This is a genomic window from Desulfovibrio piger ATCC 29098, assembly GCF_000156375.1.
Taxonomy (GTDB): Bacteria; Desulfobacterota; Desulfovibrionia; order Desulfovibrionales; family Desulfovibrionaceae; genus Desulfovibrio; species Desulfovibrio piger.
In genome coordinates, this window is record NZ_DS996359.1 from 280,097 (window position 1) to 292,763 (window position 12,667).

The 12,667-nt window shown below is 63.1% G+C and carries 12 protein-coding genes; 9 read left to right on the plus strand and 3 right to left on the minus strand.

Annotation, left to right across the window (positions count from 1 at the left end):
• Nucleotides 1-3: 3 nt before the first annotated feature.
• Entirely contained in the window at nucleotides 4-939 is a 936-nt protein-coding gene (locus DESPIG_RS07905; RefSeq protein WP_006007204.1) for an ABC transporter ATP-binding protein, read from the minus strand.
• 81 nt (nucleotides 940-1,020) lie between these two features.
• Here DESPIG_RS07905 and DESPIG_RS07910 point away from each other — a divergent pair, with 81 nt between their 5' ends.
• Nucleotides 1,021-1,341, plus strand: a complete 321-nt coding sequence (locus DESPIG_RS07910; protein WP_006007205.1) for a hypothetical protein — start codon at nucleotides 1,021-1,023, stop codon at nucleotides 1,339-1,341.
• Nucleotides 1,342-1,671: 330 nt separating this feature from the next.
• Here DESPIG_RS07910 and DESPIG_RS07915 read toward each other — a convergent pair whose 3' ends face one another.
• Nucleotides 1,672-2,658 carry a hypothetical protein gene (locus DESPIG_RS07915; RefSeq protein WP_006007211.1) on the minus strand — a complete coding sequence of 329 codons (987 nt, stop codon included), beginning with the start codon at nucleotides 2,656-2,658 and terminating at the stop codon, nucleotides 1,672-1,674.
• 15 nt (nucleotides 2,659-2,673) lie between these two features.
• Nucleotides 2,674-3,153, minus strand: coding sequence for a ribonuclease HI (rnhA, locus tag DESPIG_RS07920; RefSeq protein WP_006007213.1), 480 nt, complete (start codon nucleotides 3,151-3,153; stop codon nucleotides 2,674-2,676).
• A 718-nt stretch (nucleotides 3,154-3,871) separates the two neighbouring features.
• Between rnhA and DESPIG_RS13320 the strand changes: the two genes are divergently transcribed.
• The 8 genes from DESPIG_RS13320 to DESPIG_RS07955 all read left to right on the plus strand — a co-directional run bounded on the left by DESPIG_RS13320 (nucleotide 3,872) and on the right by DESPIG_RS07955 (nucleotide 12,665).
• A complete protein-coding gene (locus DESPIG_RS13320) occupies nucleotides 3,872-4,201 on the plus strand; it encodes an FmdB family zinc ribbon protein (protein ID WP_006007219.1) in 330 nt (109 codons plus the stop codon).
• An 8-nt stretch (nucleotides 4,202-4,209) separates the two neighbouring features.
• On the plus strand, nucleotides 4,210-5,505 hold the full coding sequence (gene purB / locus DESPIG_RS07925) for an adenylosuccinate lyase (RefSeq protein ID WP_006007221.1): 1,296 nt from the start codon (nucleotides 4,210-4,212) through the stop codon (nucleotides 5,503-5,505).
• A 21-nt stretch (nucleotides 5,506-5,526) separates the two neighbouring features.
• On the plus strand, nucleotides 5,527-6,087 hold the full coding sequence (gene pyrE / locus DESPIG_RS07930; protein ID WP_040369879.1) for an orotate phosphoribosyltransferase: 561 nt from the start codon (nucleotides 5,527-5,529) through the stop codon (nucleotides 6,085-6,087).
• Nucleotides 6,088-6,535: 448 nt separating this feature from the next.
• A complete protein-coding gene (locus tag DESPIG_RS07935; RefSeq protein WP_006007227.1) occupies nucleotides 6,536-7,483 on the plus strand; it encodes a glycosyltransferase family 2 protein in 948 nt (315 codons plus the stop codon).
• Nucleotides 7,484-7,982: 499 nt separating this feature from the next.
• Nucleotides 7,983-9,338: an alanine/glycine:cation symporter family protein gene (locus DESPIG_RS07940; protein WP_006007229.1), complete on the plus strand. Its 1,356-nt coding sequence runs from the start codon at nucleotides 7,983-7,985 to the stop codon at nucleotides 9,336-9,338.
• Nucleotides 9,339-9,611: 273 nt separating this feature from the next.
• Nucleotides 9,612-10,424, plus strand: a complete 813-nt coding sequence (locus tag DESPIG_RS07945; RefSeq protein ID WP_040369704.1) for a cytochrome c3 family protein — start codon at nucleotides 9,612-9,614, stop codon at nucleotides 10,422-10,424.
• A 10-nt stretch (nucleotides 10,425-10,434) separates the two neighbouring features.
• On the plus strand, nucleotides 10,435-11,706 hold the full coding sequence (locus DESPIG_RS07950; protein ID WP_006007233.1) for a hypothetical protein: 1,272 nt from the start codon (nucleotides 10,435-10,437) through the stop codon (nucleotides 11,704-11,706).
• Nucleotides 11,706-12,665, plus strand: a complete 960-nt coding sequence (locus tag DESPIG_RS07955) for an RnfABCDGE type electron transport complex subunit D (RefSeq protein ID WP_006007235.1) — start codon at nucleotides 11,706-11,708, stop codon at nucleotides 12,663-12,665. The genes DESPIG_RS07950 and DESPIG_RS07955 overlap by 1 nt, the downstream gene beginning before the upstream one ends.
• Nucleotides 12,666-12,667: the final 2 nt, after the last annotated feature.

Here is a 12,667-nt window from a genome sequence, read left to right on the forward strand (position 1 = left end):
CCGCTACCTCCTGCCGGTATAGCCGATGAAGGCATCTTCGAGGTTCATGGCTGTCGGGATCATGGTTGCCGGGGACAGGGACAGGCCAGTGCGGGCCAGGGCCTCGGCCATGCCGGAGGCCGTGACGAAGCCGAACAGTTCATAATGGTCACTGTGGGCTTCTGCATTGATGAGACCATCGGGCAGGGGATGCCTGCCGCAGGCCAGGGCGTCCAGCCGGTCACGGGCAGTGGCGTCAGGAACGTCCCGGTGCTGCAGGCGATAGCTGCGGAACGTGTCCATGAAATCCCGAAGGGGCAGTTTCAGGGCATCGCCGCCGCGCCGGAGAAAGATGGCTTCATCCACAAATCGGTCCATGTCCTGGATGACATGGGACGTAAGGATGACCGTATGCCGCCCGTCACGCAAAAATTCGCACAGGCAGTCCACAAAGAGACGCCGGTAACCGGCATCAAGGCCCAGTGAGTAGTCGTCCAGTACCAGCAGGTCCGGATCCTGGGCCAGCATGAGCCCCAAAACGACCTGTGAGCGCTGCCCTTCGCTCATATGGGCGATGCGATGCGTGGAGGGCAGGCCCAGGACATCCACAAGGGCATGATAACGTTCCGCTTTCCAGCGGGGATAAAAAGCCGCCATAAAGCGTTCGACCTGGGCAATGGTGAAGAAATCATAGGCAAGGTGGCGCTCAAAAAGCAGGCCTACCCTCTCCCGGGTAGCGGGCCGTATGGCATGGGCGGGGTCCCCGAAGATACGGCAGCTGCCGCCCAGCGGCTTGAGAAAGCCCATGATTATCTTGATCAGCGTCGTCTTGCCAACGCCATTCTTGCCCAGCAGACCGTAAATCTTGCCCATCTCAAAAGAGAGCGACAGATCTTCATAGACCTTGTGCTTTCCATAGGCGTGCCGGAGATGCTCCACGCAGACCGGGGGAAATCGCATACCTCCTCCTTGCTCTTTTTTTGACAAGTCTATATGAAAAAGAAATTCAATGTCAATAATACGAGCATAGGAGGAGGAACAATGAAGAATCTTCTCTTCATTCTGGCAGTAGCGGCCCTGTTGGGGGCACAGGCATCGCCTGCGGCAGCGCACAGTGCCCTGCTGAACTGTTTTGACAACGCTGATGGGACGTTCACCTGCCAGGGCGGTTACTCGGACGGTTCGTCGGCAACGGGTATCAGGATCGTGGTACGGGACAGCAGCGGCGTTGTTTTGCAAGAGGCCCGTCTGGACTCCAACAGTGAGGTGACCCTGAACAGGCCACAGGGGGATTTTTCGGTATTGTTCGACGGTGGGGCCGGTCATTCCGTAGAGGTACGCGGCGATTCTCTTGTGCGTTAGAAGGGGGACTCCGCCCTGTCATCCGGCTCTCCGGCAGGCAGGATGTGAAGGACGGCAGGAAGGACAGGGCATACCGAGAGCCCCTGGCGGCACAGTCCGGCCACTATGGCAAAGAATGCCGGGCGGGCGATGCCTTGAGCCATATGCGCGCTGGTGTCTTTCCGGAGCCCGGAGGGCAGACAATACCTGTCTCGGTATGAAGGAAAGGCAGGCTGTCTTTCTCCTCTCTTGCCCCTGCTGAAAGTTTTGGGAAGGGAGAGGGGGAGCACGAGGGGGAGAGGGAGAACCGTTTTCCAAAACGGTTTCCTTCTCCCCCTCGTCTGTTCCTTACTAAAACGCCACCCACCAGTACAGCAGGGTGACCACGGCCATGCTGACGGCGCGCAGGCCCTGGTTGGCCAGGATGAGGCGCAGGGCCAGGGCCGGGCGGTAGAAACCGGCGTAGGCGGGCAGCTGGTGGCGGATGGCCCGCATGGGCGTGGACAATATGTTGCCCACCATCAGGGCCAGCACCACGTCGCGGGCCTCGAGGCCGCCGGTCTGGAGCACGCTGCCTGCGGCGCCCAGGGCCGCGCCCAGCTCGGCGGCCAGATGCAGCACGATGATGCCCATGGCCTGGGGCTTGAGGAAGGCCAGCCATTCCATGTGCATGGCCAGCCACTCCTCGGCGGCGGTGAACAGGCCGTAGCGCTGCAACAGATACATGATGATGTAGACGGGCACCGTGAAGCAGACCAGTTTGGGCACGCGGCGGCGGAAGCGCTTCCAGGCCTTGCGGGCGGCGGCGCGCCAGCCGGTCTCGCCGTCGGCGGCGGTCGTGCAGGCCAGGCAGCCCTGCGGCGGTGCGGGCAGCAGGCGGCGGGAAAAGGCGATGGTCAGGCCGGTACGGCCCACGGCGGCCAGCAGGGTCAGGCCCACATAGACCACGGCGGGCCAGCCCAGCACGGGCCAGGTGAGCAGGAAGATGGTGGGCGTGTGGACCAGATAGGCCGGGAAGCTGTTGAACAGATTGGCCAGCATGAGTTCCCGGCCGTCGATCTCGCCTTTCTGGTGGCTTTCGGAAAGCAGGCCGTTGGCCGCTGCCGGGGAGACGAAGGCCAGGGAGAAGGCCGCGCCCGCCACGTCGCGCAGATGGGCGGCCCGGGCCAGCGGGGTGGCCAGGCGGGCCAGATGGCGCGTCCAGCGCAGGGCCTCCAGCAGATTGGCCAGCAGCAGGCCCACGCACAGGCCCAGCAGCAGACGCAGCAGAGGCCAGAGCAGGCCTTTCCAGAGCAGGGCCAGGGAATGCAGGCTGTCGGGGGAAAGGATATCGTTCATGGGCGGGGCGCGGGATCAGGCCTGGGCGGCCGTGAAGCCCGTGTCCTCGGGCAGGTCGGGACCGGCGGCGAAGGCGCGGGCCAGCTCGTCGCAGCGTTCGTTCTCGCGGTGCCCGGCATGGCCGCGCAGCCAGTGGAAGGTGACCTTGTGGGTGCGCAGCAGGGGCAGGAGCTGTTTCCAGAGGTCCACGTTGAGCACGGGCTTCTTGTCGCTCTTGATCCAGTTGCGCTTTTGCCAGCCGGCCAGCCAGCCTTTTTCCACAGCGTCGCAGACGTATTTGGAATCGGTGTAGATGTCCACCTCGCAGGCTTCGCGTAGGGCGGAGAGGGCCGCGATGACGCCGCCCAGTTCCATGCGGTTGTTGGTGGTCAGGCGGGCGCCGCCCACCAGCTCGCGGCGGGCCGTGCTGCCCACCAGGCAGAGGATGGCGGCCCAGCCGCCCCGGCCGGGATTGCCCAGGCAGGAACCGTCCGTATAGATGATGACTTTCTTCATCAAGAATTCCTTTGTGGTTTGAGACCTCCCCCTTCAGGGGGAAAAGGGAATTTGACAAGACGGCGAAGCCGATGAAATCCTTTTCCGCAACTTCTCCCTTCAGGGAGGGGCGATCTGCACGCCCCCTATCCGCCGGTCGCGGAGGCGGTAGCCGTTGCCCGCACCAGCGGGCTTACGGATAGCGACAGCGCTTTCATGGGCTGTCTTGCCGCGTAACACATTGCTGTCTTTATCCGTAGCTTCCTGCGTCGCAACGGCTAAAGCTCATTCGGCGGATGGGGCGACTGTGGATTGAAACATGACCGCGCAGTGTAGGCAAGAAGCGGAGCGCTGGCAACGGGGCCTTCCCGGGTGTGCCCGCGCGCACAGGGCGGGCCGCAAGGCAGGGATGGCGCGGGCAGGGGCGTGGTCTTCGTTCTGCACGCTGGACTTTGCGGAACCTTTGGGATATGCTTTTCTACCAAAAATTAATGGGGGCATCACCCCCGTGGAGGACATCATGGCTCACAAGAAAATTGAGCGTAAAAAGGAACTGGATCGCCGCCGTCATCGTCGCGCTGAACGTCTGAAGCAGCGCGTGCGTGAAGCCAAGGCCGCCAAGGCCTAGTTTCCGCGGACAGTTCATTGCCGGTTCCCTGCGGGGAGCCGCGAATTTCAGCACAACGGCCGATGGCCCCGTATCTCAGGGGCTGTCGTGGCCGTTCTTGGCGTTATAGCTATGCCCATCTACGAATATCAGTGTCCCAACTGTCAGAAAGTCTTTGAAGAATGGACCCATGTGACCGACATGCAGGCCCAGGAGCCCTGCCCTGATTGCGGCACCCCCTCGCCGCGGGTCATGTCGCACACGTCTTTCGTGCTCAAGGGCGGCGGCTGGTATGTCAGCGATTACGGCTACCGCAAGGGCATCAAGGACGAGAACAGCACGTCCACCCCTTCTTCTTCCGCCTCCTCGTCGACGAGTTCCACTTCTTCCGGCAGCACTGCCAGCAGCACTTCCGGAGGCTCGGGTTCTTCCGCCTCCTCTTCGTCGACCCCTTCCGCGTGAGGTAACCTATGATTGAGCGCTACACCCGGCCCGCCATGGGCCGCATCTGGACCCTGGAGAACCGTTACCGCGCCTGGCTGGCCGTGGAAGTGGCCGTGTGCGAAGCCTGGGCCGAACTGGGCCGCGTGCCCGCCGAGGCCGTGAAGACCATCCGGGAAAAGGCCGACATCGACGTGGACCGCATCCTCGAGATCGAGCAGACCACCCGTCACGACGTCATCGCCTTCCTTACCTCGCTGGAAGAAAAGGTGGGCCCCGACGCCCGCTACATCCATCTGGGCTGCACTTCTTCCGACATCGTGGACACCGCCAACGGTTATCTGTTCATGCAGGCCGGCAAGCTCATCGTGGAAGACATCGAAAAGGTGCTGGCTTCTCTGGAAGCCCTGGCCCGCAAGCACAAGGGCGTGCTCTGCATGGGCCGCACCCACGGCATCCATGCCGAACCCACCAGCTTCGGCCTCAAGATGACCGGCTTCCACGCCGAGTTCCAGCGCCATCTGGAACGCGTCAAGGCCGGTATCGAGAGCGTGCGCGTGGGCAAGATCTCCGGCGCCGTGGGCACCTACGCCTTCCTTTCCCCCGAACTGGAGGAAAAGGCCCTGGCCCGTCTGGGCCTGGCCGTGGATCCGCACTCCACCCAGATCGTGCAGCGTGACCGCTATGCCCACTTCTTCACCTCCCTGGCCATCCTGGCCGGCGGCATCGAGCGCCTGTGCGTGGAACTGCGCCACCTGCAGCGCACCGAAGTGCTGGAAGTGGAAGAAGGTTTCGCCAAGGGCCAGAAGGGCTCCTCGGCCATGCCGCACAAGAAGAACCCCATCTCCGCCGAGAACATGGCCGGTCTTGCCCGCCTGATCCGCAGCAATGCCGTGGCTTCCATGGAGAATCAGGCCCTGTGGCACGAGCGCGACATCAGCCATTCGTCCGTGGAACGCGTCATCATGCCCGACTCCACCATCCTGGCTGACTACGTGCTCAACCGTCTGTGCCGCCTGCTGGACGGCCTGGTGGTCAAGCCCGAGCGCATGAAGGAGAACATGGAACGTTCCTACGGCCTGTACTTCTCCCAGCGCGTGCTCACCGCCCTCATCGCCACCGGCCTGCCGCGCCAGAAGGCCTATGAGGCCGTGCAGCGCCTGGCCATGCAGAGCTGGGAGACCCGCAAGCCCTTCCCCGAGCTGGTGTGCGCCGACCCCGACATGCATGAACGTCTGGGCGATGCCCAGCTGGCCGAACTTTTCGATCCCACCTACTACCTTAAATACGAAGACGTCATCTACAAGCGCGTCTTCGGCAATTAGGAGGCTCCCGTGCAGCAGTCCATCCTGGAGATCAAGCGTCGTCTGGCCCGCCTGCTGGTGGAAAAGTCCTACCGTGAAGGCGACTTCGTCCTGGCTTCCGGCCGCCGCAGCGACTATTACTTCGATTGCCGCGTGACCGCCCTGCATGCCGAAGGTTCCTGGCTCATCGGTACGCTGTTCAACGACCTGCTCAAGGACGTGCCCGTGGTGGGCGTGGGCGGCATGACCATGGGCGCCGACCCGCTGGTCTCCGCCACCACCGCCATCTCGCACGAACTGGGCCGTCCCCTCAACGGCCTGCTGGTGCGCAAGGAAGCCAAGGACCACGGTACCGGCCAGTTCGTGGAAGGCCTGGGCAACTTCAAACCCGGCGACAAAGTGGCCATGCTGGAAGACGTGGTGACCACCGGCGGCTCCCTGCTCAAGGCCTGTGACCGCGTGCGCGCCGCCGGCCTGGACATCGTGGCCGTGTGCTGCATCCTGGACCGCGAAGAAGGCGGCCGCGAAAAGCTGAAGGAAGCCGGTTACGAACTGCACTCCCTCTTCACCCGCAAGGAGCTGGTGGAGATGGCCCGCTCCTAGGAGCGTCCCTGCTGGAGCGCTCCCGGCAGTTCCGGGCGTATGGCGGGCCTTCCCCGCATGCTTCCCGCTCCAGATCCGTCCCGGACCGGGGATACACCGATCGATAAAGGGCAGCCTTCGGGCTGCCCTTTTTGTACGCTTTTATCCGGTTCGGATCGGGAGCCTGGTCAGAATGACACGGAAATGATGCGGGGCTCCATGCTCAGCGGGACATAGTGATAGAGTTTCCAGCAGAGCAGATAATACAGACTGCCGATAAGGACAGGCGTGTTCGCAAAATGCAGCTTTGAGAAGCAGGCCGGAAAAAAGAAAGAACCAGCTCAGAGCAAGAAAATTACCGGTAGACTGGCGCATACAAAAGACCCTCTGTCATGGGGCAGCGTGATCGTATCGTTGTCTGTCCCTGTGCCCTGGCGCTATAAGGCGGAGACATGCAAGGAGACAACAGATGAAACTGCTTTCCCTGATCGTTCCGGTCCTTAATGAAGAAGAGGCCATTCCGCTGTTCTATGAGGCCGTGCAGGAAGTCTTGCATGACGAGCCCTATGAGCTGGAGATCCTGTTCGTCGATGACGGCAGTACGGACAGGACCCTGGAGATCATCGAAGGTCTCCATGCCCGGGATCCGCGGGTCCGCGCTATCTCCTTTTCCCGTAATTTCGGCAAGGAACTGGCGTTGGCCGCCGGATTGCAGGCGGCCCGCGGGGATGCCGTCGTCCCTATGGACGTGGATCTGCAGGATCCGCCAGCTCTTTTGCAACAGTTCCTGCGCCTGTGGGAACAGGGATATGAAACGGTCATAGGTGTGCGTTCCCGGCGTGATGCGGACAGCTGGGCAAAGCGCGTGAGCGCGGGCCTCTTCTACCGACTGTTCAACCGGTTGACCAGGGGACGTGTCGTTCCCAATGCCGGGGATTACCGGCTCATGGATCGTGTGGTGGTGGACGCCCTGAATGCCTTGCCCGAGCGTGTGCGTTTCACCAAGGGGCTGTATGGCTGGGTGGGCTTCCGCAGTGCCGTCGTGGAATACGAACGTCCGGCCCGAGTGGCCGGCAGCAGCAAGTGGCCGGGGTGGAAGCTGTGGAACTTTGCTTTGGACGGCATCACCTCCTTCAGCACGCTGCCGCTGCGCTTGTGGAGCTATCTGGGAATGCTCGTGGCCCTGGTCGGCTTTTTCTATGCCGGATACCTTATTTTCAAAACGCTTGTCTGGGGCGTGGATGTCCCCGGGTATGCCTCGCTGATGGTGGTGATCCTGTGTCTTGGCGGCCTGATATTGTGCTCGCTGGGGATCGTGGGGGAATACCTCGGGCGTGTGTTCCAGGAGGTCAAGGGACGGCCCCAGTATGTCGTCCGTCGCCGTATCGGCCTGGAAAATGCCCCAAAAAGACCGTAGGAAAAAATTTTTTGAAATTTTTTTCAGGAAATTTTTCCAGAGGGACCCGGAAAATGTGATGACGTGGAGCTGCCGGGGATGTGCAGGCTGAAAAACTTTGTCACATTGATGGTAGAGATGGCTGGACGCATATCGATTTTAATTTGTGATGTACTTTTGACGCAGTAACACAAAAAATTAAAGTATATTTTGCTTTATATGCAGTTTGATGATGTTTATTTATTTGGCTTGTTCGTTATTTCTTAAAGTGTATGGAAACTCTCGTGACTGTTTGTGTGAACAGTCATGGCGGGACTATGTGCATTGCGTAACAAAGTGCGCGTTTTACCGTGTAAAACCGGCGTAAAGCAGAGCCCGGCCCTTTGCAGCGATGCTGAAAGCGTGCTAGCGTGTTTTTGTGCCATCCGCTGTGGCACGGGCATTCCGGTCGGATGCAGAGGGCTGTCCGGGCGGAAGATATCAACGAGAGGACAGGGGCGAGCCCCGGGAGGATGGAAAAGTGGAGCTTTACAAGCTTTTGGAAACCTTTAACGGCTTTTTGTGGTGCCCGGTCATGCTGGTGCTGCTGGTAGGCACGGGCATCTATCTGAATATAGCGCTACGCTTTTTCTCCTTCCGCAATTGGGTACGAGCTTACAAGTGCCTGTGGCAGGGGCGGTCCCATCAGTCCGAACACGGCGAGATCTCGCCGTGGAATGCCCTCATGACTGCTCTGGCCGCAGATATCGGTACCGGTAACGTGGTGGGCGTGGCCCTGGCCATCGCCGTGGGCGGCCCCGGCGCCCTGTTCTGGATGTGGGTCACGGCCCTGGTGGGCATGATGACCAAGTTCAGCGAAGTGCTGCTTTCCGTGCACTTCCGTGAAAAGACCCCCGCCGGCAACTGGGTGGGCGGCGCCATGTATTTCATCAAGAACGGCCTGGGCCCCAAATGGGTCTGGCTGGGCACCAGTTTTGCCGTGTTCGGCATCTGCGCCTGTATCGGTACGGGCGGCATGGTGCAGGCCAAGGCCATCACGGACAATATCTCCGGCACCTTCGGCCTGCCCGCGTGGCTGTGCGGCCTGATCCTGGTGGGCCTGTGCGTGGCCGTGCTGCTGGGCGGCGTGCGCCGCATCGGCGCCGTGGCGGGCAAGATCGTGCCCTTCATGGCCATCATGTATGTCTTCATGTGCCTGCTCATCATCGGCATGAACATCGAAAAGGTCCCCTCCGTGTTCTGGTGGGTGATCTCCGATGCCTTCCAGCCCACGGCGGCCACCGGCGGCTTTGTGGGCGCCACGGTGATGATGGCCATCCGTCAGGGCATGGCCCGCGGTATCTTCTCCAACGAAGCCGGCCTGGGTACCGCTCCCATGGCCCACGCGGCCTCCACGGCCGAGACCCCGCTGGTGCAGGCCTCCATCGGCATGCTCGACGTCTTCATCGATACCATCATCGTCTGCAGCATGACGGGCTTCGTGATCCTGGTGACGGGCACCTGGACCGCCGGTTCCTCCGCCGCCAGCATGATGACCTCCATGGCTTTCGAACAGGCGCTGCCTGGTGTGGGCCAGTTCGCGGTCACCATCTGCCTGACCTTCTTCGCCTTCACCACCATCCTCGGCTGGTGCGTGTACGGTGAACGCTGCGCCATCTACCTGTTCGGCGACCGTGCCCAGATGGTCTTCCGCCTGGTCTACTGCCTGGCGGTGGGCGTGGGCTCCGTCCTGGCCCTGGATGCCGTGTGGCTCCTGGCCGATACCTGCAACGCCCTTATGGCGCTGCCCAACCTTACCGGCGTCCTGCTGCTGAGCCCCGTGCTGTTCAAGATCGTACGGGACGAGGTGGCCCGGGACGACCGTTTCGTCGTGTAGGCAACCGGGGGCGGGCCCCGGGCCCGCCCCTTGCAACATATCCATGACATAGCCTGAGGAAGGCAGCCTTCGGGCCGGCGCTCTCCGTCTGCGGGGAGCGGGTCTTGGTGCTCACCCTGAAAACGGCCTTTTCCATGGAAAAAGACCGCAGGGAGAAGGCTGCGGAGCTGGCAAGGGCGCAGCGGCGCCTCCGTGACGGTCCGGCATGACGGACTGCCGGCCGGAACGCCGGAGGCTCCCATCCCGTTCACCTTTTGGAAGAGGGGCAAGGCATTGCAAAAACGTTACCTTTCCATCGCCATCCTGACGGCCGTCCTGGCCGTGACGGGGATCGCCGGCTATCTGTTGCCGGCGGGCCCGGTCGCGGGGGACAAGGAACCTGCCACGCGTCGCATCCTGTTCGACAATGCGGGCGGTCCCGTGGTCTTCGACCATCAGAAGCACAGCCGTCTGCTCAAGGAAGATTGCGCCACCTGCCACCACGAGAGCCTGCAGAAGACGCCCGACAAGGCCATGGCCTGTGCCAGCTGCCACGGCGTGGCCCTGGACGATGCCTTCAAGGCGGGGCACGCCAAGAGCTATCCGGCGGAAAGCTGTGTGACCTGCCACCATTACACGCTGGCGGCCAAGGACTGGGGGCATCAGCAGCACAGCGAGGAGTTCGGCGTGGACTGCACCTCCTGCCACCATGCCGATACGGACATCGAGCCCGAACCGCAGAGCTGCGCCAACTGCCATGAGGCCGGGGCCCGGCCCACCAACAAGGCCGCCGAGCCCGGCACGCCGCCGGTGCTGGCCGATGCCGTGCACGCGCGCTGCGTGGCCTGCCACCAGGATCTGTTCGGCAAGGCCAAGAACTGCGCTTCCTGCCATGAGCTGAAGCCCACGCGCAAGGATGAGGCCGCCGTGAAGGGCAAGGTGAACACCCTGTATGCCGACTGCACGGTCTGCCATGTGAAGAAGACGCCGGACAAGCTGATCCCCGGCCGTATGGACGCCTTCCACGGCCAGTGCATGGGCTGTCATGAAAAGCTCGGCAAGGGCCCCTTCGGCAAGGACAAGTGCGCCCAGTGCCATACCAAGTAGCGAGGCGGGTATGAAAGAAGTATTCCAAATGTTGAAGGACCCGCGTTTCCACCTGGTGTACGGGGTGACGCAACGGTACAGCAACGGCCCGGAACCGCGCCGTGTGCGCCTCAACCGCGAGGGCTACAAGCTCGTGGAAGGCGTGACCAAAAAAGCCCTGGTCTACCCGCGCATGCGCCTGGCGGTGCACCCCTCGCCGCTCAAGGGGGACGCGTTCTCGCCCATCTTCGGCCGCATCACCGACGTGACCGAGCGCAGCCTCTTCGTGGAGGCCATCGAGCCCGACGAGGCCCTGCGCGCCCTGGCCGACAGCGTGGAGAAGGTGGACCTGATCAATGACGAACGCACGGGCCAGGAGCTGGCCGTGCTGCTCAAGAGCCTGGGCCTGAACACCAAGAGCCTGGGGCAGCAGTGCGAGACCCTGATCATCAACGGCCTCAACCCCGACCCCGGCGTCACTTGGGCCGAGCCCATGCTGCTGACCCATCAGGGCACGCTGCGGGCCGGTCTGTCCGTGCTGCGCCGCCTTTCCCCGGCCAAACGCATCCTGCTGGCCGTACCGCGCGAGATGCACCTGCATTTCGACGACGTGGAAGTGGTGCGCGTGACGGCCCGCTATCCGGCCAGCGTCAACGCCCTGCTGGTCAAGAGCGTCACCGGCAAGGAGAACCCCGAAGGCGTGGGCGTGGTGGGGCTCCACAATGTCTGGAGCCTGGGCCGCGTGGCCCGCACGGGCCTGCCGCTCATCGAGTCGGTCATCACCCTGGGCAGCTACACCCACTCCGGCAACTATATCGTCAAGGAAGGCAGCATGCTGGGCGAGCTGCTGGAATTCGCCCACATCAAGCTCAACAGCGGCGACACCCTGGTGCGCGGCGGCCCGCTGCGCGGCGAGAGCATCGACCGCCTGGACCGCAGCATCACCAAGGGGGCCACGGGCGTCTTCGTGGTGGAGGCCGGTACCGTGCCGCCCATGGAAGGCCACAGCCCCTGCATCAACTGCGGCGCCTGCGTGCTGATCTGCCCCGCGCGCCTGAGCCCCAGCATGCTGAGCCGTAACGCGGAATTCGCCCTGCACGAGCGCTGCCGCGACGAACACGTGGACTGCTGTCTGGAATGCGGCCTGTGCGGCTATGTCTGCATCGCCCGCCGTCCGGTCCTGCAATACATCCGTCTGGCCAAGCACAAGCTGGCCCAGGCCGATGAGGCCCGCCGTCTGAAAGAACGGGAGCTGCGTCCCGCGGCGCAGTCTGCCGCCGAAGCCAAGGAAGGAGAAAACTGATGCCCGCTGCCGCTCAATCTTCCGTTTTGCTGGCCATGAGCGCCCCGCCGTACTGGCATTGCGGGCGCACCGTGCGCCGCCAGAGCCTGATGACCCTCGCGGCCCTGCTGCCTGCCGTCATCGGGGCCGTCTGGACCTGGGGCCTGCCCGCCGTGCGCGTCATGTCCCTGTGCGTGGCCGTGGCCGTGCTCACCGAGGCCGCCTGTCAGAAACTCATGGGCCGCGAGCTGGCCATCGACGATTACACGGCCGTCTGTTCCGGCCTGCTGCTGTCCTTCATGCTGCCGGCCGACGCCCCCTGGTGGATCGCGGTCATGGCGCCGCTCATCGCCATCAGCCTGGGCAAGATGGCCTTCGGCGGCTTGGGCGCCAACCCGGTCAACACCTCCGTGGTGGGCTGGGCCGTGCTCTTCGTCTCCTTCCCCCTGTTCATGGAACCCAATGCCGTGCAGCTCAATGCCGCGTCCATGGTGGACCCGCTGGTGCGGCTCAAATTCTTCGGCTGGGCCGATGCCGGCCGCATCCCCCTGCAGGACCTGCTGCTGGGCCAGCAGATCAACGGCCTCGGCGCCGGGCAGGTGGGGGCGCTCTTCCTGGGCGGCTCCCTGCTGGCGGCCCGCGGCATCATCCGCTGGCAGATCGCCCTGGGCTTCTTTGCCGGGGTGGCCGGTCTGGCCGCGCTCTTCTATATGAACAGCCCCGCCACCGACGCGTCGCCCCTGTTCCACCTGTGCACGGGCTCGGTCATGCTGGGCGGTTTCTTCCTCATCACCGATCCGGCCAACGCGCCGTCGCGCCCCCTGCCCATGTTCCTGTACGGCCTGCTGGGCGGCGCGCTGGTGATGACCATCCGCAAGTACGGCATCTACCTTGACGGTGTGCCCTTTGCCATCCTGCTGGCCAATCTGGTGGCCCCGCTGCTGGATTCCATCCGGCCCAAACCTTTTGGAGTGCGCTAGCC